The sequence below is a fragment of the Gilliamella sp. wkB108 genome (assembly GCF_001690195.1).
Lineage (GTDB): Bacteria > Pseudomonadota > Gammaproteobacteria > Enterobacterales > Orbaceae > Gilliamella > Gilliamella apicola_L.
The window spans coordinates 15,061-38,420 of record NZ_LZGM01000007.1 but is presented as its reverse complement, the minus strand read 5'-3'; the positions used below and the strand labels follow the sequence as shown (position 1 = coordinate 38,420).

At 35.4% G+C, this 23,360-nt stretch carries 17 protein-coding genes; 5 read left to right on the top strand and 12 right to left on the bottom strand.

The features are described 5' to 3' along the window. Nucleotides 1-22: 22 nt before the first annotated feature. The 4 genes from A9G11_RS00315 to A9G11_RS00300 all read left to right on the top strand — a co-directional run bounded on the left by A9G11_RS00315 (nucleotide 23) and on the right by A9G11_RS00300 (nucleotide 3,383). Nucleotides 23-1,048 (top strand): zinc-dependent alcohol dehydrogenase, encoded by a 1,026-nt coding sequence (locus A9G11_RS00315; RefSeq protein ID WP_065617548.1) that lies wholly within the window; start codon nucleotides 23-25, stop codon nucleotides 1,046-1,048. A 33-nt stretch (nucleotides 1,049-1,081) separates the two neighbouring features. Then, nucleotides 1,082-1,879 (top strand): transketolase, encoded by a 798-nt coding sequence (locus tag A9G11_RS00310; protein ID WP_065617547.1) that lies wholly within the window; start codon nucleotides 1,082-1,084, stop codon nucleotides 1,877-1,879. Nucleotides 1,880-1,884: 5 nt separating this feature from the next. Further along, the gene (locus A9G11_RS00305; protein WP_065617583.1) at nucleotides 1,885-2,808 is read left to right on the top strand and encodes a transketolase family protein; all 924 of its coding nucleotides are present in this window, start codon (nucleotides 1,885-1,887) and stop codon (nucleotides 2,806-2,808) included. Nucleotides 2,809-2,933: 125 nt separating this feature from the next. Next, entirely contained in the window at nucleotides 2,934-3,383 is a 450-nt protein-coding gene (locus A9G11_RS00300) for a PTS sugar transporter subunit IIA (RefSeq protein ID WP_065617546.1), read from the top strand. An 894-nt stretch (nucleotides 3,384-4,277) separates the two neighbouring features. On the opposite strand, the gene greB is transcribed toward A9G11_RS00300, so the two are convergent. Next, on the bottom strand, nucleotides 4,278-4,763 hold the full coding sequence (gene greB / locus A9G11_RS00295; RefSeq protein ID WP_065617545.1) for a transcription elongation factor GreB: 486 nt from the start codon (nucleotides 4,761-4,763) through the stop codon (nucleotides 4,278-4,280). A 331-nt stretch (nucleotides 4,764-5,094) separates the two neighbouring features. Here greB and A9G11_RS00290 point away from each other — a divergent pair, with 331 nt between their 5' ends. Beyond that, a complete protein-coding gene (locus A9G11_RS00290) occupies nucleotides 5,095-7,413 on the top strand; it encodes a Tex family protein (protein ID WP_065617544.1) in 2,319 nt (772 codons plus the stop codon). 96 nt (nucleotides 7,414-7,509) lie between these two features. On the opposite strand, the gene A9G11_RS00285 is transcribed toward A9G11_RS00290, so the two are convergent. The 11 genes from A9G11_RS00285 to deoD all read right to left on the bottom strand — a co-directional run bounded on the left by A9G11_RS00285 (nucleotide 7,510) and on the right by deoD (nucleotide 23,342). Next, entirely contained in the window at nucleotides 7,510-9,087 is a 1,578-nt protein-coding gene (locus A9G11_RS00285) for an alpha/beta hydrolase-fold protein (protein ID WP_065617543.1), read from the bottom strand. Then, entirely contained in the window at nucleotides 9,077-11,278 is a 2,202-nt protein-coding gene (locus tag A9G11_RS00280) for a TonB-dependent siderophore receptor (RefSeq protein WP_065617542.1), read from the bottom strand. Before A9G11_RS00280 ends, A9G11_RS00285 begins: the two co-directional genes overlap by 11 nt. Before the next feature lie 228 nt (nucleotides 11,279-11,506). Beyond that, nucleotides 11,507-12,373 (bottom strand): YjjW family glycine radical enzyme activase, encoded by an 867-nt coding sequence (locus A9G11_RS00275; RefSeq protein ID WP_065617541.1) that lies wholly within the window; start codon nucleotides 12,371-12,373, stop codon nucleotides 11,507-11,509. After that, a complete protein-coding gene (locus A9G11_RS00270; protein ID WP_141674306.1) occupies nucleotides 12,348-13,895 on the bottom strand; it encodes a YjjI family glycine radical enzyme in 1,548 nt (515 codons plus the stop codon). Before A9G11_RS00270 ends, A9G11_RS00275 begins: the two co-directional genes overlap by 26 nt. 177 nt (nucleotides 13,896-14,072) lie before the next feature. Continuing rightward, the gene (gene ushA, locus A9G11_RS00265; protein ID WP_065617539.1) at nucleotides 14,073-15,758 is read right to left on the bottom strand and encodes a bifunctional UDP-sugar hydrolase/5'-nucleotidase UshA; all 1,686 of its coding nucleotides are present in this window, start codon (nucleotides 15,756-15,758) and stop codon (nucleotides 14,073-14,075) included. Nucleotides 15,759-15,782: 24 nt separating this feature from the next. After that, entirely contained in the window at nucleotides 15,783-17,084 is a 1,302-nt protein-coding gene (locus A9G11_RS00260) for a pyrimidine-nucleoside phosphorylase (RefSeq protein WP_065617538.1), read from the bottom strand. Between the two features lie 177 nt (nucleotides 17,085-17,261). Then, nucleotides 17,262-17,657 (bottom strand): cytidine deaminase, encoded by a 396-nt coding sequence (locus A9G11_RS00255; RefSeq protein WP_065617537.1) that lies wholly within the window; start codon nucleotides 17,655-17,657, stop codon nucleotides 17,262-17,264. A 29-nt stretch (nucleotides 17,658-17,686) separates the two neighbouring features. Continuing rightward, entirely contained in the window at nucleotides 17,687-19,645 is a 1,959-nt protein-coding gene (locus tag A9G11_RS00250) for a bifunctional 2',3'-cyclic-nucleotide 2'-phosphodiesterase/3'-nucleotidase (RefSeq protein WP_065617536.1), read from the bottom strand. A gap of 28 nt (nucleotides 19,646-19,673) precedes the next feature. Next, the gene (add, locus tag A9G11_RS00245; protein ID WP_065617535.1) at nucleotides 19,674-20,846 is read right to left on the bottom strand and encodes an adenosine deaminase; all 1,173 of its coding nucleotides are present in this window, start codon (nucleotides 20,844-20,846) and stop codon (nucleotides 19,674-19,676) included. A 325-nt stretch (nucleotides 20,847-21,171) separates the two neighbouring features. Further along, nucleotides 21,172-22,401 carry a nucleoside permease gene (locus A9G11_RS00240; RefSeq protein WP_065617534.1) on the bottom strand — a complete coding sequence of 410 codons (1,230 nt, stop codon included), beginning with the start codon at nucleotides 22,399-22,401 and terminating at the stop codon, nucleotides 21,172-21,174. Between the two features lie 227 nt (nucleotides 22,402-22,628). Then, entirely contained in the window at nucleotides 22,629-23,342 is a 714-nt protein-coding gene (deoD, locus tag A9G11_RS00235) for a purine-nucleoside phosphorylase (RefSeq protein WP_065617533.1), read from the bottom strand. Nucleotides 23,343-23,360 lie beyond the last annotated feature (18 nt).

Here is a 23,360-nt window from a genome sequence, read left to right as displayed (position 1 = left end):
TTTATTAATCAAGAGATGCGAAATGAAAGTACTAAAAATAACAGACATAAAAAAAGCTGAAGTGATGGAACAAAATGTTCCATCCTTAACTCAAGGACATGCCATTGTAAAAATTTTATATAGTGGTATTTGTGGTTCAGATACTCACTTCTATTTGGGTATGCACCCCTCCTTAAAACCGCCTACAGGCTTTATCCAAGGTCATGAAGCGGTAGGGATTATTGAACAGATTTCACCTAATCAACAAGGGTTGTCAGTCGGTGATAAGGTTGCGATTAATCCTTTAGTTGGTTGTGGCGAGTGTATTAACTGTATCACTGGCTTCCCTAATATTTGTCGTGTCAATCGCCGGGTAATGGGATTTAGGTTAGATGGCACATTAGCGCAATATATATCAATCGATATTAATCAATTAGTAAAATTAGATAGTAAAATTGATATGAAAATCGCTGCCACCTTTGAACCTTTAGCAGTTGGTTATCATGCTGTCAATTTGTTAAAACCTATTCCCTTGAAAGATCACCCAATCATTATCACCGGAGGTGGCACTATTGGAGTAGTCACTGGATTAGTTTTAAAACATCTTCATCATCTCAAACCAATAATTATTGAAAATAATCAATCAAGAGTGGCATTACTCAATCAGTTAGGTTTTAGTGTAAAAAGCAGTATTTCAGAAGTAGAAATATTAGATTCTAAAACAAGGCCGATTATTTTTGAATGTTCAGGTGTTAGAAAGGTACTTGATGAGATCATTGAAGCACCAAGAAAACCTGAATATTTAGTGATTATCGCCCAATACGCTCGAGGCAATAGTATTAATCTTCACGAGTTACAATCTTCTGAAATAGCAGTTATTTCTAGTCATATGTATACGCCTTGTGATCTACAAAATACAGCAAAACTATTAAGTTTGAGTGAGGTACAGGCAGACTTATCCAAAATTATCTATGAAAACATATTTCCTTTAGATGAAGCAGATAAAGCCTTTAAACAGGCTATATCTGGTGATCTCAATGGAAAACTAAAGGTACTCATAAAATGTTAAGTTTGATTGTTATAAAAAATAAGTGAGGAAATAATGAATTTAGAACAGTTATGTAAGTCAGCAAAACAAGCTAGGCGTGATATTGTTACGATGATATATCGCTCTGGAGCAGGGCATCCGGGTGGTGCATTATCGATTACTGATATCATGACCTATCTTTATCATAATGAAATTGATTTTAATCAATGGCCAAGATCGCGTTTAGTGATGAGTAAAGGACATGCCGTTGCCATTCAATATGTATTACTTCATCAATTAGGATTGATTAAAGATGATGAGTGTTACAGTTTTCGCAATATTAATTCGCGATTACAAGGTCATCCGAATATTAAAACCATTCCACAAGTTGATGCTAATACCGGTTTATTAGGACAAGGCTTATCTATTGCTTTAGGTATGGCGGCAGCTAAAAAATTAAATAAAGATCCTAATAAAGTTTATGCCATTATTGGTGATGGTGAAATGCAGGAAGGGCAGATCTGGGAAGCACTACAACAAGCCGCGCATATGAAAATGGATAATTTAATTGCGGTTATTGATTATAACAAACTATCCTCACATGATGAGGTCAATACAGTTTGTAACTTGGAGCCTTTAGCTGATAAATTGCGAACGTTTGGTTGGTTTGTTATCGAATTACTTGATGGCAATGATATGCAACAAGTTATAGACGGTTTCTCTTTTGCTCGTCATTGTAAAGGTAAACCGGTAGCTATTTTGGCTCATACCGTTAAAGGAAAAGGTGTAAGTTATATGGAACATAATGGTGATTGGCATTCTAAAACGCCAACAGATGCGGAATATAAACAAGCTATGGAGGAATTACAATGATAGAGATGAAAGCTCCCCGCGATCTTATTGGCAAGGCTTTAATTACTTTAGCTGAAAAAAATTATCCTATAACCGTTATTGATTGTGATTTAGCCAGTTCAACACGTGCAGATCAGTTTGCAAAAGTTTATCCTGAACGTTTTTTTGAAATGGGAATAGCTGAAGCATCTTCATTAAGCTTTGCTGCTGGTCAATCTTTTGAAGGCTTGATCCCTTTCTTTATTGATTTTGCTATTTTTTCAACAGGTACAGTATGGACACAGCTAAGGCAATCTTGTTATGCCAATGCCAATATTAAAATTGTTGGTACACATCCTGGTGTTGATGGCGGGTTTGATGGTGCATCACATCATGCTTTAGAAGATATCGCGTTGACCAGAGTGCTGCCTAATTTGACCATTTTATCTCCCGCAGATGCTGATGAAGTTTTTGCAGCTTTTGAACAAGCGACCAAAATTAAAGGGCCTGTGTATATAAGAGTAGCACGAGAACCAATGCCTGTTCGTGACAAAACAACAATACCAAGAATAAGTGATATAGGTGCAATTGCCGATGAAGGCGATGACTTTGCTATTATTTTTGAAGGGGCTAGTTATGAACAAGCTGATGATGGTTATCGTAAATTAAGCGCACTTGGTTATAAAGGTAAACTCATCCATTTAGCCTGTATAAAACCTTTCAATACCGATAAATTCACACAATTATGCCGATCAGCTAATGTTTTAATTACCGTTGAAAATCATAGTGTAAATTGTGGAGTTGGCGGGTTAATTGCTGAACAGAGCATGCAACATAAAATTCTTAAACCACTTATCAGGATTGGTATCCAAGATACTTTCACTGAATCAGGAAAGAGTAGTCAGTTAAAGGAGAAATATGGACTCAGTGGTGATAATATTTGTCAGCAGTTTTTAAAAACAATAGCTTAAAATATAAGTGGTTACAATAATGATTGTTTGTAACCACTTTTTTTTAGGTTATCCATGCACTGATAGCGAAATTGATAAATTAAACATGGAATGATTTTAATTAAAATTTAAAGGTTTATTTAAGTATGTCTAAATATGTACATCCTATTTTTGAACAGCATTGGCAATTTACAGAACAAACTTTAGATTGGAAAACGGCGATTGAATTGGTTGGAAAACCTCTAATTGATAGTAAATATATTGAACAAAGATATATCACTTCGATTATTGATAATGTCAATCAAATAGGCGCTTATTTTATTATTGCCGACGGCTTTGCTCTTCCTCATAGCAGATCGGAAAATGGTGTGCTGAGTATGGAAACTAAATTTTCATTATTGAAATGTAAAAATCCGGTTACTTTTCCGGAAGGTGAATCTGTATCTTTGTTGATTATGTTAGCAGCAGGTGATAATGATAGACACTTGGAAGCGATTACAGATCTGATCACTTGGTTAGAAGAGGAAAATCGATTAGACAATCTGGTTAATATCAAAACAGAGTCTGAATTTGAGCAATTATTATTTAGTGAGTAAATTAAGCAATGAGGTTATGCCATACATAACCTAAACCCATTAAGCTTAATGGGTTTTATAGCTTGAATTCAAGTACTAAGTGCATCATCTTAAATGAGTTAAATTATAATATAATCCTGTCAAGAAGTTTCAGGTTAGCTATATGTTTAAATATAAAGCTACACTATTTTTTAATACCACTATGATTTTAATGGTTGATAAGTTATTTCGGTAATGGAATATATTATTTAGTGAGTAAATTAAGCAATGAGGTTATGTATGGCATAACCTAAAGCCATTAAGCTTAATGGCTTTTATAGCTTGAATTCAAGTACTAAGATGCATCATCTTAAATGAGTTAAATTATAATATAATTCTGTAAAGAAGTTTCAGGTTAGCTATACGTTTAAATATAAAGTCGCACTATTTTTTAATACCACTATGATTTTAATGGTTGATAAGTTATTTCGATAATGGAATATATTATTTAGTGAGTAAATTAAGCAATTAGGTTATGCCATACATAACCTAAAGCCATTAAGCTTAATGGCTTTTATAGCTTGAATTCAAGTACTAAGCGTATCATCTTAAATGAGTTAAATTATAATATAATCCTGTCAAGAAGTTTCAGGTTAGCTATACGTTTAAATATAAAGTCGCACTATTTTTTAATACCACTATGATTTTAATGGTTGATAAGTTATTTCGATAATGGAATATATTATTTAGTGAGCCAATTAAGCAATGAGGTTATGTATGGCATAACCTAAAGCCATTAAGCTTAATGGCTTTTATAGCTTGAATTCAAGTACTAAGTGCATCATCTTAAATGAGTTAAATTATAATATAATCCTGTCAAGAAGTTTCAGGTTAGCTATACGTTTAAATATAAAGTCGCACTATTTTTTAATACCACTATGATTTTAATGGTTGATAAGTTATTTCGATAATGGAATAAAATGTTTTTCCATTTGGGGTCATAACGGAGATTTCATCATCAATTTTATGTCCAATTAAAGCTCTGGCTACAGGACTATTGATTGATATCCAATTTTTCTTGGGATCAAATTCATCGGCACCAACAATACGATAAACCTGCAAGTTACCATTTTCATCTTCGAGTTTAACCCATGCCCCAAAAAATACTTTGCCTTCTTGTCTTGGATCGGGATCGACAATGGTGAGTGATTCTAGTCGTTTAGTTAAAAAACGTACTCGCCTATCAATTTCGCGCAAACGACGCTTACCGTAAATATATTCGGCATTTTCACTACGATCGCCAAGAGCCGCAGCATCTGATACTGCTTGAGTTACGCGGGGTCGTTCTTCTTTCCATAGATATTTCAGTTCACGATCAAGTGCTAAATAGCCTTCTCTGGTTATGTAAATTGGTTTATCCATTTGCTTAATTCATATCTTAAATGATCACCTAGGCGCTTAGTATGGTTTATTCTCGCTTTTAACACAATTGCTATCTAAGATTTTTGTTTAGCATCAACAGAGCATCAAACCGGGTGACTAATAGTAACATTGATAATCTTTACTTTATTCTGTAACTCAGTGAATAGGCCTTTATTTTCGATTTTTCCCAAAAAAGTTAATAAATTTACTTAAAGATAGTTGCCCGATAAGATTTATTTTTTAATTTGTCAGATTGTAAATAGAGCTTAATTGCAACCGCAAACCAGATAGGTATATAATTACGTCCTGCTTAAAAATAGACAAAAAATTCATGATAAACAATCAAATTAGCCAAATTATAGCGGGTGAATTAACCGTAAAACCAGAACAAGTATTAGCTGCAATTCAGTTATTAGATGAAGGTAGTACAGTTCCTTTTATTGCGCGTTATCGAAAAGAGGTAACCGGCGCATTAGATGATACACAACTGCGGACACTTGATAGCCGTTTAAGTTATTTGCGAGAATTGGAAGATCGCAAACAAACAATCTTAAAATCGATTGAAGAACAAGGGAAACTAACCCCAGAATTAAAAAATAGTATCATCTCCACACTTAGTAAAACCGAACTTGAAGATCTCTATTTACCTTATAAACCTAAACGTCGAACACGCGGACAAATTGCCATTGAAGCAGGTCTTGAACCACTTGCTGATGATTTATGGCAAAATCCTACTTTAGATCCTGAAAGTGAAGCTGAAAAATATTTAAATGCAGACAAAGGGATCACCGATACTAAAACAGCCTTAGATAGTGCGCGTTATATTTTAATGGAACGTTTTGCTGAAGATGCAGGCTTGCTTGCTAAAATTCGTCATTACCTTTGGAATAATGCCCACTTAGTCTCGCAAGTTATTAATGGTAAAGAAGAAGAAGGTGCTAAATTCCGTGATTATTTTGCCCAAAGTGAGTTAATTGCTAAAGTACCTTCTCATCGTGCTTTAGCTATGTTTCGAGGACGTAACGAAGGCATTTTACAACTTTCATTAAATGCAGATCCTCAATATGATGAAGTTCCAAAAGAAAGTTATTGCGAACAGATTATAACCGAATATTTGGGTATACATTTTAATGATGCACCCGCTGATAAGTGGCGAAAAGCGGTGATTAATTGGACATGGAGAATTAAGATTTTAATGCACATGGAAACCGAATTAATGACCACATTGCGAGAAAATGCCGAACAAGAAGCAATAGATGTTTTCGCTGCCAATTTACATGATATGTTAATGGCTGCACCAGCAGGTATGAAAGTGACTATGGGTATGGATCCCGGCTTACGCACAGGTGTCAAAATTGCGGTGGTCGATGCAACAGGTAAATTAGTCGCGACTGAAACTATCTATCCTCATACCGGTCAAGCTGATAAAGCAGCAATGATTGTGGCAGCACTTTGTATCAAATACCAAGTGGAATTAGTGGCAATTGGTAATGGTACTGCTTCAAGGGAAACTGAACGTTTTTATCTGGATGTACAAAAAAAATACCCTGAGGTAAAAGGGCAAAAAGTAATTGTTAGTGAAGCTGGTGCATCGGTTTATTCAGCATCTGAGCTGGCAGCACAAGAATTTCCAGATCTTGACGTGTCGATTCGTGGTGCCGTATCTATTGCTCGTCGTCTACAAGATCCACTTGCGGAATTAGTTAAAATCGATCCTAAATCGATAGGTGTAGGTCAATATCAACACGATGTAAGCCAAACCTTATTGGCTAAAAAGCTCGATGCGGTAGTAGAAGACGGTGTAAATGCCGTTGGTGTAAATCTAAATACCGCCTCTATGATGTTATTAGCCCGGATTGCAGGACTGAATAAAGTCATTGCTCAAAATATTGTTGATTGGCGTAATGAAAATGGACAATTTGCGGATCGTAAACAATTATTAAAAGTCTCTCGTTTAGGCCCTAAGGCTTTTGAACAATGTGCTGGATTTTTACGTATTATGGATGGAAAAAATCCACTTGATGCTTCAGCTGTACATCCAGAAGCTTATCCTGTTGTTGAACGAATACTGGCAAAAAATCATAAATCATTAAAAGAGATTTTAGGTGATACTACCTATTTAAAATCACTTAATGCTGTAGATTATGTTGATGAACATTTCGGGGTACCAACCGTGACCGATATTATCAAAGAACTCGATAAACCAGGTCGTGATCCAAGACCTGAATTTAAAACTGCGCAGTTTGCTGATAATATCGAAACAATGGAAGATTTAAAAGTTGGTATGATCATGGAAGGGGCGGTGACCAATGTGACAAACTTTGGTGCATTTGTTGATATTGGTGTACATCAAGATGGTTTAGTGCATATATCAGCCTTATCAGATAAATTTGTAGACGATCCAAGAACAGTAGTAAAAGCTGGAGATATTGTTAAAGTTAAAGTTGTAGAAGTGGATATTGCACGAAAACGTATCGCATTAACGATGCGACTTGATGATAACGTTACAGCTACGAAATCAGGGCAAAATAAATTTTCATCAAACGGTAACGGAAAAGAAGCTTCATCTAAGCAACAAAGTGAACGTAATTCCCCATTCAATAGTGCAATGGGTAATGCATTTGCAGCAGCGTTTAACAAAAATAAATAGAAATTATAACTGATTAATAAGTAACAAATATGGTTCCGTTAATTAAGAGTAACGGAACCATATTATGTGATTAAGTTTAATGCCGTTTAATGTATATTAATCATCTGTATTTAATAAATATTGTAATCCTTCAGCCAATTCGCCTTGCCAATGTAAGTAATCGTGTCCGCTCGCAGTTTCATGATAAAAGAAGGTATAGCCTTTGGCTCTCAAAATATTACTAAAATGACGATTACTGGTTAGTAAGTTGCCTTCAAATAAACCTGCATTTAGGTAGAATTTAATTGGTTTAGTTGATTGTTGCGCAAATTGTTCACTGAGCCATTCACCGGTATGATTTTTAGGCGCCCACCCAAACGAACCTGACAAACTTAAGACATTGGGGAAATATTGTGGATATAAAAACGCAATATACGATGAGGCAAGTCCACCGAAACTAGAGCCAGCAATTACGGTGTGATTTGGTTTAACCTCAATATGGTTTTGCTTTAACCAAGGTAAAAATTCTGTTACCAGCATATCAGCCAGCTTAGTTGAGTAGGGGGGTAATTCTTGTGATCGGGTTTCACTATCTAAGGTATCAATCATCACCATAATAGTAGGCGCAATTTTTTTGTGAGCGATCAAATTATCCATGATCGTGATAATAGCTGTTTTTTGTTGATATTGTTTACTATCAAATAGAATGACTAAATTTAACTCAGCCGGTGGTAACGCTTGGCTATTTGCCGGCCAATAGATAGTAATATCTCTTTCATTATTTAAAATATGGCTATTAAAACGATGCTCAGTTAACTTGCCTTTAGGTGAACTAGCTTCAGGTTTAATACCAAATTGTACTTTTGCATCGGCTAATTCTACATAAGATTGACGATGAAATTTATCGCTACTATTTAGCGGATAAAAATGTGGATTAAGTGGATCTTGCTGTGCAGTAGCCACAATAGAACGCCTTTGTTCGGATAATGGTTTCGCTGTAATTGGGATATTAGGTGCAAGTTGGTAACTGTAGCGAGTTGTTTTAGGTACGATGTAACTACGAAACCAGACATCACTATTAGCTAAATGGTATAGATCATCGTGATCACCTGTTGGCGAGCCGAATATTTTGATATTTTGCAGTTGCCCACGCCATAAAAATGTCATTATCACATTATTTTCGTCATAAGGTTCGATTAACGGAGTACCTTGCTTAGCGATTTTTTGCCAAAAAATCGATGTATCTTTATTCGTTGATAGTGATTGCTCTAGTTTAATTAGTTCCGGACTAATTAGCGTATAAGCTTTAGGTATACCGGGAGGTGTGCTTTGCCAAATTAGCTCAAAAGGTTGTTTGGGTTTTCCTTTAGCAACAAATTGATAATTATCACTTTTTGGTACCGTAAAAAGGAATTCATTACCATTACCACTCAATTGACGTAAGTGTTCATGTTGGATTGTATAGAGATCTAAATTATCCAGTGAATCAAACTTACCTTGAATTAAATCGCCCTGATTAAAATAAAGTTGCAAACAAAACGATCCGCTTTCGTCCAAGTATTGGTTTGTCATCATCTCTCCTGTAGCAAGTGATGCACAAGATTGATCGGCATTACCGCAAAGCGGTAATGCCAATAAAGCAACTCCATATAAACAAAATTGCTTTATTTTGCCAAATGAACCCTTACCAATCATAATTTAAAACAGCTGAAAATTGACGTTCTACCCCATAGAAACATGCTGATTCACCTGCACATGAGGAAACATAATGTTTGTTAAATAAATTATTAGCATTAACTTGCAAAGATAATCCTTTCATACTTGGCATTTTAGCAGATAAATCATAGCGCAAAGTCCAGTCATATAATGTATAGGAAGATACGGCAAAACGATATCTATGACTATTATTATTTTCAAAGCCACTAGAACTACCCGTATGACGTATACCAAAACCACTGGATAATCCATTCAGTGCGCCATCGATAAATTTATAATCACCCCATAAAGATACTTGATGCTTAGGTGTCTGCTCAATAGGATTTCCTTTTAGACCAACTACTGTTGTTTTTTTGTATTCAGTATCAGCATAACTATAAGAAGCTATTAAGTCTATATTAGGTGTTAATTCAGAATGTGCTTCAAATTCAAAGCCTTGAGAACGTACTTTACCTGTTTGTACATTCCACCCATATTTTCCAACAGAACTATCATAGGTTAACACATCTTTTTCATTCAGATGATATATGGCTGCAGTTAATAAGGTTTTACTATTTGGAATTTGATATTTTATCCCAGTTTCAATTTGAGCTGATTTAGATGGTTTAAATGCTTTCTTATTAATATCAAGACTAGCATTAGGTTGGAATGAAGTACTGTAACTAACATATGGCGATATACCATTATCGAAAGCGTATAATATCCCTACACGTGTAGTAAAAGCATTATCGTCAATTGCTGTTCGTTTATCTTTACCAGTTGCAAGACGATTTTTGATATTTACTTTTGATTTATCATAACGTCCGGCTAATAAAATATTCCATTTATCTATTTCAAGTTGATCTTGTAGATAAATGCCAATTTGTTTTAATGCTTGTAAATTATCATTTTGAGCTGTAAATTTATCGCCAGCTTTAGGAACAGAAATATGATAACGCGGGTGTTTCCAGTCAATAACGTAATCTCTATGCTCGGGATCAATGCGATTTAACTGAGAATCATCGCGATTCCATTTATAATCGAAGCCTAAAGTAGCATTATGTGTCACTATACCAGTATCAAATAATGATTCAAGACGATTATCCATAGTTAATTCTTTGTTATTAATATGTTCTGTTTGTGGTCTACGGTGGATGCTAGTATTAGACTTATCATCATAAGTGTATAACATATATTTAAATCGTTGAGTATTTTTAGTGTAGCGTAAATTTTGCCTGAAGGTGAGATTATCATTAAAATCATGATCCAAAGCATACCCTACAGAATATTGTTCACGCCAAGAGTCAAAGAAATTAGGATCACTAACGGCAAAATCATAGGGGATTTTACCATGACTTTTATCAACAGTGCCACGTTTAGGTAAGAAGTTACGTTCGTTTGCATCAGGATCTTTTTGATAGTTAGTTAATAAGGTAAAAGTAGTATTTTCTGATGGCATCCAAGTTAGTGCTGGAGCAATAGCAATACTTTCTTCTCGCACAAATTTAGGTTGGGCATCACGTTCTGTACCAATACCATTTAGGCGGAATAATACATTATCGGTTATAGCCCCACCAAAATCGAACGCCGCTTCACGTAAACGTTGGTTACCAGCGCGAACTTGTACATGACGAATCGTTTCAGCTGTTGGGCGTTTACTGGTCATCCCAATTAACCCTGCAGGAGAGGATTGACCATATAATGCTGATGATGGTCCTTTGATTACTTCAACCCGTTCAAGTAACCAAGGATTTAGAGCGACATTACGAGAGTTTAATGTTCCAGAGTAATTAAGCCCATCTAAATAACGTGACGCATAACCAAAACCTCTAACTCTTACTTCATCCGCTCTATTTGAATCACCACGATATTCGGTAAATACACCGGGTGTATAACGCAACGCTTGCGAAACTGATGCGGCATTTTGCAGATCCATTTGATCGCGCGTAATGACAGAAACCGATTGAGGTGTTTTAATTAATGGAATATCACTTTTCGTCGCTAACATACTTCGTGTTGCTACAATACCTTTGACTCGGCCTGTGGCATATTCAGTTTTACCTTCCACATATATGGTATCGGTATTATTTGCTGAATCATCTACTGTTTCTTCTGCAACAGCAGGATTAACAAATATGGCTAGTACTATTAATGCTGAAATCTTACTAAATTTTAATGGCGATATAGACATTTTAGCCCCTCTCAATTTGATTAAATCTTGCGCAGTTTAAACTAAATGATAATCATTTACAATTGATTATTTGATAAAAAACAATAATTACAAAATTATTAATTTAATAACAATGAGTTAATTTATAGGTGTAGCGATTGTTTTTGGAGTGATGTCATAAAGTGAACTAAAATCGCAAAATGCAAGCGGTTAAATTTTTAAGAGGATTTAGAGATTATAGGTTATAGATTATAGATAAATAGTTGGTGTGGTTATCTGCTGTAAACCATACTGTTTTAATTCATTGGCAAAAATCTCAACTTGCTGTTGAGTCGCGGCTGGCCACTGTTTTGCCACTCCGTGAACTCCATGATTATGAAAGGCATTGATACGAATCCGTATTTTAGGATCTAACGCTATCAAAAATTTAGCGATATTTTCAGCATTGTTTTGTAGATCGGTTTGCTGGGGAATAAGTAAAAATCTAACTTCGTATAATTTGTTAACCTTGGCTAGATATTGAATGGTTTCCTTAACTCGTTGATTGTCGCGTCCGGTTAATTTTTTGTGAACACTACTATTCCATGCTTTAAGATCAATCATTGCCCCATCCATAACGTTTTCTACTTTTTGCCAACCTTTTTGCGATAAATAACCGTTGCTGTCGATAAAACAAGTAAGATGCTTTAAATCATCAGATTGTTTTATCTGGTCAAATAGCGATTGAATAAAAGGTAGCTGTAAGGTCGCTTCCCCACCACTAAAGGTAATGCCATTAAGAAAGGGGAGGTATTTGCGGATAGTTTGTAAAATATCATCAACACTATATTGGTAAGTCATTGGTATTGATTGATATTGGCATGAATTAATACAAGTATCACACTGTTCACAAATTGATGATTGCCAGATCACCTGATGATTTCGGAAAAGTAATGCTTGATGAGGACATTGCTCAACACAATGTCCACAATTTCGGCATAATGATATCGTGTAGGGATTATGGCAATTTAAACAGCGAAAATTACATCCTTGTAAAAAAATAACTAAACGGTTTCCCGGCCCGTCAACACAAGAGAAAGGTAAGAGCTTATTAACGATTGCCCATGACTTGCTCATGACTAATTACTCTCGGTGTTCGGCATAAATAGCTATTACCTTCAGTATCATCCGCTGCTTCACTACCTAAAAAGGTCGTATTAATTCGGGAACCTTCTTGTTTATATTTAGCAATATCTGATAATCTCACCATATAACCAGTTACACGCACCAGATCATTACCGCTGATATTGGCAGTGAATTCCCGAAAACCATATTGGAAGGCCGCTTTACAAATTTGTTGCAAGGCTGATTGGTTATTTACGATAGTTTGATCTATGGTTAAGATGTCGCTTATACCAGAGCTATAATATTTATGATGTTTGAATAAAGCCATAATATGACTGACTGGATCTGGTTCATGTCCATAAGGAATTCTCAATCCGGGCGTGGTTCCTCGATCGGTGCTAATTCCTGATTGGGCATGTAACATAGCTTTACCTTTCCAAGCATGTTTAATTGTATGGTTATCAACAAATTGAGCCAGTTGCTTAGAAATGGTTAAAGCAAGTTCATTGGCATCTTCGTCTTGTCCATAACGTCCGGCAAGGTTTGTTTTTTCTTGTAAAATATTGACTGCTTCAGCCATGGCATAAACCCCGAACATTGGCGCGAATCGATTCGCATCAATTAATCCTTCTTTAACCAAAAAACTACTATTAAAAAAGTTAGATTTTTCATAGAGAAAGTTAGATCTTGCTTGGATCAACTTTAATTGTAGCTGACAATAATAGGGGAGAGTGTTTTGTAAAAAATCATCAATATTTTTACTTCGTAGTGCCACTTCTTTTAGATTGATTCGAGAAAGCGTGCTTCCGCCTCCAGCAACAGGCAAAGAGTTATAGCAACTTACTACACCATAGCCTTTATCATCAAAATCTTTTTTGATCATCTGATTATTGGCAATATGAGGTTTAGCGGTTTCACAAATATTACCAATGGCTAATGATAATAAAGGTTCAGGTGTTAGATTTTCATCGTATATAAATGTTAAATTCGGTGCTACTTGCTTGAGTTCTTTATCAACGCGTAACACTAATCGACAAATAATGTTATCTGTCGGTCCAATATTGGCATGCATAAAGGCATCAGGTAAATTACGATCGAGCATGATCCAAAAATGTTTTAAGCGATCATAGAGTTCATTTTCACTAAGATCACCAACATAAGGGAGTAATAATTCATCTAAACAGCCTAAATAAACGGGCATACTTGTGACAGATGGAACATGATGATAAGCAATCGTCAGCATATTTATGGCATCATCAAAGGTTTTCGCTGGCTTAAGTTCTAACCATTTAGAACCCTGTTTTAGCAATTTAGCATAATCGGGTAAAACATAACGAGGTTTGTAGGGAGCATGTCCTTCGTACATATCACAAATGACTCGTTCATTTAAGGCTTTTTCTGTGTCGCTATCAAGCTCCACATAAGGCAAATTATTTTCAGCGGCTAAGGCGAGTAAATTGGCTTTTTGCTTAGGGGATAAATTGGGATCGGTGACGATTTTATAACAATCGCTTTGAAATTCTGTCATGTTCATAATAACCTCAGTGCTAACAGCAAATATCGATGAATTATTTTAAACTTAAATTCATTAGGTTTGTAAACAAAAAGAGATAAAAAATAGATTTAATTTATCTCTTTTATCCAGAGCTTTACACTCTTGGTTTCCATTTATGTTTGGAAAATCTTAAATCTTTTTTAACAATTAAAACCGTTAATTATCGAAAATAAATGGTACTGGCTCATATTCAGATGCATTAATTGGCGTGTGTGCCTCAAAATATTGTTTAACTGCATCTGCATCTCGATAACCGGTATCAACATAAGTTGATAAGGTATTGGTTACTGGGTATCCGTCTCCTCCCGCAGCTAAAAAATCTAATGTGGCTATGCGATAGCTCTTTTGTAAATCGAGCGGTTCATTATTAATTTTTACTTCAGCTATTTTATCACCAACTTTGGTTATGGTGAGATTTTTAAAGTGTGCATAAGCACCCGAACCCGGTTTTTTACTTATAGCTACATTTAAATAATCAATTAATTGCGCACCAGTTAAATCAAAATAGACAACACTATTACCAAAAGGTTCGACTTTTAATATATCGCGATAAGTAATATTGCCCTCTATTAAAGAATCGCGAATCATTCCACCTGACATTATGCCAATATCGGCATTAGTTTTTTCAACAAAGGCACTGAGCAAGAATTGCCCCATATTACTTTGTTGATATCTAACAACATTTCGATCACCTTCAAGACGACCGGTTAATTCTCCACTTTTGACCAGTAACTGTTGTTTACCTTGCTCTTGGTAAGGTTTCAAATGCTCTAATAGTTGTTTATTTTGGGGGATCTCTTGGGTGTAATATTCTAACCGCTTAGTACCATTACCATTATCGACTTCTTTTTTCAAATTGATTGGAATTAATTGGTAATTTTGTAAGGTCAGCGTTCCATTTAAAAAGATGAAATCGGCTCTACCGACATATTTACCCCATTCATGCGCTTGAACAATCCAAGTTCCATTTTGTTGATCCGGCGCACAAGGTGTACCCGGTACATATTCAGTAATTCGTTTATTGGAACTTGCCATGCAAACTGGATTTTGGGAATGTCCACCAACTATCATATTTAAATCTCCCGCGGGTAATCCTCGGGCTAATTCGACATCACCCGGCGCCATTGAACCATGTTCGCCATTTTCATAATGCCCCATATGGGTAACGGCAATGATCACATCAGGGTTTTCATTGGCTTTTAATTGTGCTATCACTTTTTCAGCTTCGGGTAATGGTTTACGAAACTCGATGCCATCGGTATTTTTAGGTGAAGCCAGAAAAATCGTATCGTCAGTTGTTAAACCAAAAACAGCTATCTTAACGCCATTTAAATTAAATACTCTATAAGCATCAAAGACACGATTATTACTATCTTTGAAGTAAGTATTGGCTGATAAGAAAGGGAATGTAGCCCATTTTTGTTGTTCACGAATGACGGGTAGCGGATGATCAAATTCATGATTACCTACCGCCATTGCATCATAACCGATTTCACTCATTCCGATAAAATCGGGTTTTGCTTGTAACACATCGGATTCAGGAACACCAGTATTAATATCTCCGCCGGATAGTAACAGTAATTTGCCACCTTGGGCGGTGACTTCTTGGCGAATTTGATCTACAACTGTTTTTTGTGCTGAAAGTCCATATTCTCCAATATCATTTTGCCAAAAACGACCATGATGATCGTTAGTATGTAAAATAGTAATTTGGTAGGGTTTATTTTTTTCCCAAGCTGTCGCAGTTGAGTTTTTGGTTGAAACTCCAGCTATTGAGGAAGCTGAAAATAGACTCAAGCAAACAAGCAATGACAAATTCTTTTTAAGATTAAAATGATACATGGTGTCTCCTAAATCCTTAAATTGCTACTCAGTGATTACTTTATAAATAAGCTGAGGTTGTTTAGCACTTTCTCCAATCATGATATTGTCATAGAGTTTTTGTTTAATATCATCAAGTTTATCTTTATTTGCATGAATAGTTAATAGCGATTCACCTTTAGTGACTTTATCCCCCACTTTTTTATGTAATACAATACCAACAGCAGGATCTATGATGTCTTCTTTGGTTGCACGTCCAGCACCTAGTTGCATAGCTGCGATGCCGATTTGATCCGCTATGATTTTAGTCACATAACCTGATTGCAGAGCAGGTAATTCAATTTGATAAGGCGCGCTGGCAAGTTTTTCAGGGTGATCAACAATGGAACTATCTCCCCCTTGAGCCTCAATCAGCGTTTTAAATTTTTCGATAGCTTGTCCATTTTTAATAGCTGCTTGCAGTTTTTCTCTGGCTTCATCAAGTGTTTTCGCTTTGTTAGCAAGTACCACCATTTGGCTACCTAAGGTTAATACAAGTTCGGTTAAATCAGCCGGACCTTGACCTCTTAATGTATCAATTGCTTCTTTAACTTCTAACGCATTACCAATAGCAAATCCAAGAGGTTGGGACATATCGGAGATGATTGCCATCGTTCTTCGGCCAATTTGATTACCAATGTTCACCATTTCATGAGCAAGTTTTTCAGAGTCAGCCATATTTTTCATTAATGCACCGTCGCCCGTTTTGACATCTAAAACAATTGCGTCAGCACCAGCAGCTAATTTTTTGCTCATAATTGAGCTGGCGATTAATGGAATTGAGTTAACCGAACCGGTTACATCACGTAAGGAGTATAGCTTTTTATCCGCAGGTGTTAAGTTACCTGATTGACCAATTACAGCGACACCTTTTTGATTAACTTGATTAATAAAATCTTGTTTATCTAACTCAATTTTAAATCCTGGAATTGACTCAAATTTATCATTGGTACCGCCAGTATGCCCAAGACCACGTCCTGACATTTTAGCAACAGGAATATCTAAAGCAGCAACTAATGGTGCAAGAACTAAAGTAGTGGTATCACCAACGCCGCCAGTTGAATGTTTATCAACTTTGATGCCTTTGATCGATGATAAATCAACGGTATCACCTGAGTACATCATTGCTTGCGTTAAGTCAGCACACTCTTTTGAGGTCATGCCTTGGAAATAGATAGCCATAAGTAAAGCACTTACTTGATAATCAGGAATAGTGCCATTGGTGTAGTTGGTAATAAAAAATTGAATTTCTTCTGTTGATAAGGCTTTTCCGTCGCGTTTTTTTTCAATAATATCTACAAATCTCATTATAATTCTCTCTTAAAATTAATCTCTTTTGTCTATATATAGCTAAAATTATATATAAATTATTAAAATACCGTTTTGCCAATTGTGATATACGTTATTTATCATATAGATAACATAAGTAACTTAACTGGTTGTATTGGTTTATGTTTCTAGTTTACTGTTGGTTCGTGCCGTCAATTAATCTAAATCACTCGGTGAAAAAGACCAAGGTAACAACTCACCAACTGTTGTTTCTTGTATTTTGCCATTTAAATTAGTCAAGATAACCGGCATGTCTTTAGCACAAAACTCACTTATCACTTGGCGACATGCTCCACATGGTGAAATAGGTCCTTCGGTATCACCAATTACCACCAGTTTTTTAAATTTACGTTTACCTTCTGAAACTGCTTTAAAAATGGCCGTTCTTTCTGCACAATTTGCTAATCCATAAGAGGCATTTTCAATATTACAGCCTAAAATAGCTTCATCATCTTCGGTAATTAAAACAGCACCTACCTGAAATTTAGAATAAGGAACATAGGCTTTGGAACGCGCGGTTTTGGCAAGTTCAATCAATTTTTCAATTTTCATAGTGATAATCCTTTAGGTTATTAATGACATTATTTAACGGGCGACTGTAAGTTGAGACGATATACCCCAAAACCTATCTGGTCTTTGTCTATATAGCTTATTGGATAATGTGAATGTTTCCCAATAAATGCTTTTGCTTCATCACTCGGTGATGATTCAAAGCGAATGTCTAATTTTGTAGCACTCTTAATTGGTGCAATCTGCCAGTTATTATCAACTGTCACATTGACTGCCCCTTGTTTCTTCGTCGTATTTGTTATATAAGCGGAAAGAATCACTCTCATATCATCCGGTGAATTAAATTTCACATTTTTTTCTCCTGTACCGGGAAATATTCCGGTGTAGGCGCGATAGTTATTTGTGGCAATAAGAAACGCTTGCTTTGGATCAATCGGTTTTTGTTGATAAGTGAGATCTTTTATTCTTTCAGCATTAGGATTGATTAATTGACAGTTTCCGTCATAACGTGGCGGTTGGGTTATATCAATTTGGTAATTGACACCGTCAATAGTATCAAAATTATAGGTTCTAAATTTATCCCAATTGATGAGGTATTGTGGTTGTGACGAATGAATATCGATTTGATTATAGACGCCAGCCGAGCATTCAAGCCACTCTTTTACCTCTTGTCCTGTGATTTTTACTGCTGATAGTATATTAGGGTAGAGATAGATATCAGCAGCATTACGGAAGGTAAGATCGCCTTTTTTGACATCGACAAAGGCACTTGGATCATTTTTCCTTCCACCAGCTTTAAATGGGGCAATAGCTGATAACACTGGTAGGTCATCAAGATCTGGATCTCCTTGGACAAAGTGTTTGACATAATCCATTTGGGCATCACTAATAATTTGTAAAGCAGAAGTATCTTCAACCAATGCTAAATAACTATTAATATCGGTTGAGACTTTACCAATCGGCTTACCCACAAATTCACGAGTTGCTTGATGATCTTCTTTTAAAATTTGTGTCATATTTTGGTCAGCATCAATAAGGGCTTTTTTGTTTTTAGCATCAAAAATTGGGCGAGCTTGAGATTTACCCGCTGTGACTTGCCAATTTGATTTATCTCCGTCAAGGACTAAATCAACCACACCAAGATGACTTCCCCATTGACCGGGCATGACCGCAGGAACATTGTTGATTTTACCGGTTTGCAAGTCCGTATTGGGTAATGATTTAAAGTTGTCACTAGGGAATACACCGTGAGAATGTCCAAACATAATGGCATCAATCCCTTTGATTTGACTTAAATAGTAGACTGAATTTTCGGCTAAGGCTTTGTAGGGATCGGCTGAAACACCAGAATGAGGAATCGCAATAATGACATTTGCCCCTTGTTTTTTCATCTCAGGAACAAGTTTTTGGGCGGTTTCAGTAATATCTTTTACCGTTACTTTACCGTCAAGGTTTAGTTTATCCCATAACATAATTTGTGGAGGTACAAAGCCAATATAACCAATTTTGATTGTCTGCTGTTTGCCGTCTCTATCTATAACAGGAGTATCAACAATGAGGTATTGTTTGAAATAAGGTTTATCGGTTTTAGCATCATAAACATTGGCATTGATATAAGGATATTTAGCACCAGCTATGCTTTTTTGTAAGAAGTCTAAACCAAAGTTAAACTCATGATTACCTAAATTGCCTACAACGTAATTAAGTGTATTCATTGCTTTAAAAACAGGATGAATATCCCCTTTAGATAGTCCTTTATTTACTGCATAATCTGCCATAGGACTACCTTGAATAATATCCCCATTATCGACAAGAACACTATTTTTAACTTCACTTCTGGCTTGATGAATTAAATTTGCTGTTTTCACTAATCCAAAGGTATCAACATATTGATCTTGAAAGTAGTCAAAATTCATCATGTTGCCATGTAAATCTGTTGTTTCAATAACTCTTAAATCGACAGTTGCTGCATTAAGTGAACCAGAAATTAATAGGGTTAGGCAGGTTAAAGTTAACTTATTTTTGTTCATACAAATCTCCTATTTATTTCTACGATTGTTATTGATTAACTGGCGTTAATAATAACAATCTTTGGTATTCTAAAAATCTTGCAATTATTGCTGGGTGATAATGTTGGCTAGTTATCGCTTGTTGCAGTTCATTTTTATCATCCGATGTAAAAAATGAAAGAACATAGTGCGTTAAATGCTCTTTTATCGCCTTTTCCACAAAGGCTGCATAAATTCCACATAAAGTGATATCGAGTAATTCTAATCTTGAAAAATGGAATATCGATTGCGCGATGTGGTGCTCTTTTTCGATATCTGTACCAAAAATACCCGCATCATCGGTATTGAGTGTCACTCTTACACCTTGCTCATAGAGCTTTCTCACCGGATGATTATAGATGTTGCCATGAAGTTCATTAACTAAAATACGGTTACTTGTTAGGGCTATTTCTAACGTAATATTATTTTTGACCAGTTGTTGAATAAGATTTTCATCCTCAATAGCCCGAATACCATGCCCAATTCTTACTGCACCATGTTTAAGTGCTTGAATAATACTTTGCGCTGATTCAATTTCACCGGCATGATAAGATTTTTGTAATTTTAGTTGTGAAGCTAATTGATGCGAATCTTGAAAATCGTCAAAATGACCGGCTTTTTCATTGCCAGCTATATTAAAGCCAGTAATAAAATGGTGGGGATTATGTTGAATAAAGCGTAAAGTTTCATGAACAATTTTAGCACCCAGATGACGAACGCCTATTACATGATATCTGACTGTTATTTGATGTTGCTTTTGGACATCAACGATAGCCTTATCCATTTGCGTGAGTGTTTGATGAAATTTCTCTTTATGCCAAATAATTTCACCATTATTTTCAGTCGTACAAATATGGTATGGCGATAAAAATAGTTCGCAGTAAATAAGTCCTTGCCGGGCGTTTCTGTTTAAAAAATCAAAAGTAATGGCGTAATAATCTTCCGGGGTTTTTAAAAAATTGGAGACGGTATCATAAGTTTGAATAAATTGGTTAAAATTGGTTTCATCATACCGATAACGGCCATTTTTATATTCGTTCGCATCGTATTCTCCGGTTGGATAACATAGCGAATCAGGGAAGGGAATATGATTTTTCTCAGCTAATTTTTGAGCCATAAAAGGAGTAATACTACCTTCAATATGCTCATGTAATATTACTTTGGGAACAATTAGTTTATTCATATCATGTTTCTAGCTAATTATATTTATGCATATCTTTATAATGATAACATTTCTTATGTATTTTGGTGTGATTTACGTAATTTTTATTATGGTTAATATCACATTTTTATATTATAAATCGAAGACTTTTATTAAAAAGATCACAAGTGTGATGGTTTAGCTTTTTTCCTGATCTTAATCAAAATAATAAGTTACTTACTTATCACTGAATAAATATCTAGGTTTTGAAAAAGCCTTAAGATCGTTAAATGTAATTGTGCAAATAATTACATTTAATTAACATGTCCGATCTTAAGCTTCTATTAGTTACAATTCATACTGTTAATTATTTTTTATCATTTTTAAAAATTAACATAAATACAATGGCTAACACTAAGGAGTAACTCGCAAAAACAAGCCATACGGATCGCCACTCTATAAAACCTTCAACAGAGGTAAAACGATCAACCACGATGCCACTAATGACCGAACCCAAATAGGCTCCCAGACCGTTTGTCATGGTCATAAATAGACCTTGAGCGCTGTTACGGATACTTGGTGATACTGATTTTTCAACATACATTGAGCCAGAAATATTATAGAAATCAAAGGCGCAACCATAAACTATCATTGAAAGTAGTAATAAAATAAAGCCAGTTGGTGACGGATCGCCATAAGCAAATAATCCGAAACGGGCAACCCAAGCTAGCATACTAATTAGCATGACATATTTGATGCCTAAACGTTTCATAAAAAACGGTACAAACAGGATAAATACGACTTCTGATATTTGCGAAATTGATAAGAGTACAGAAGGATATTTGACCACTAGGCTATCGGCATATTCAGGTATTCTTTCGAAGTCATGTAAAAATGGGTTACCGAAGGTATTGGTAATTTGTAAAATACCACCAAGTAAAAGTGCAAATAGAAAAAAGACCGCCATTCTTGGTTGTTTGAACAATACAAATGCATCTAATCCTAATGAGCTAATCAGTGTTTTTTCTTGATTATTATTTTTTGCAGTTGGAATTAATGGCAGGGTTAGAGCGTAAAGGCTAAGTAAAATTGAACATATGGCTGCAATATAGAGTTGTATATTACTTAATTCTAATTTCAAGAAGCTCACTAACCACATCGCGACAATAAAACCGATAGTACCAAAGATTCTAATTGCCGGGAATTGTGAGATAACATCAAATCCTTTAGATTCTAGGCAACAGTAGGAAATAGAATTTGAGATAGCAATGGTTGGCATGAATGCTAAGCAGTGAATTAACATGATAATCATCATCAAAAATGGTGATGTTATTGAGGCTGCACAGAATAATGTTATTGCACCAATTAAGTGACAAAGCATATATAGACGATTGGCGGGTATCCACCTATCGGCCACAATACCGAGTAGACTAGGCATAAATAATGAGGCGATCCCCATTGTGCCATACACCGATCCCACTTCAATACCGGTAAATTTCAATTCACGCATCATGTAGGAACCTAGTGTGATTAACCAGCTTCCCCAGATGAAAAATTGCAGAAAAAATATAATTTTTAATTGTAACTTGATATTCATTTTGAATCCTTATTAAATCAGATCTTTTAATAACCTATTACATAAATATTAATGAATAAATTCAAAAAATTTACTGTCACTTAGACATTAAAGTTAAACATGTTCACTATTGGAATAGTCGAGTTAGATAACGCAATGAAATGACTATCCCAATCATTAATGTTATTTCTACTTTTATAAAATCTTAACACTAACATAAATAGCGTTTTGCAGCTTTTTATTGTTCGTTATTGATTTAATAAAACCGATTCTAATGCAACAGTGATCATCTCTTTGAAACCAAGTTGACGTTGTTCAGCGGTCATTGCTTCCCCTTTACGGATATGATCTGAAACTGTACAAATTGCTAGCGCTTTGGCTCCATATTCAGCAGCAACACCGTAAATACCCGCCGCCTCCATTTCAACACCTAAAATGTTGTATTTTTCCATTACATCAAGTATGGTTGGATCGACAGTATAAAAAAGATCGGCCGAAAAAAGATTACCAACTTTAACTGGAATACCTAATTTATTGGCAGTATCAACAGCATTGCGGGTTAAATCAAAATCAGCAATCGCTGCAAAATCATTATCATTAAAACGTATGCGATTTACTTTTGAATCAGTACAAGCACCCATTCCGACAATAATATCACCAAGATTAACATTTGGGCTAATTGCACCGCATGAGCCTATGCGAATGATATTTTTCACACCATAAAACTTGATAAGTTCGGTGGTATAAATTGAGCAAGATGGAATACCCATTCCATGTCCCATAATAGAAACTTTTTGACCTTTGTAATAACCGGTAAAACCTAACATAGCTCTTACATTAGTTACTTCTTGGGCTTTTTCTAAAAAGGTTTCTGCAATAAATTTTGCTCGTAAAGGGTCGCCTGGCATCAAAACCGTTTCGGCGAAGGCATTGTCAACAGCATTAATATGTGGAGTTGGCATATCGTTCTCCTGAAAGTT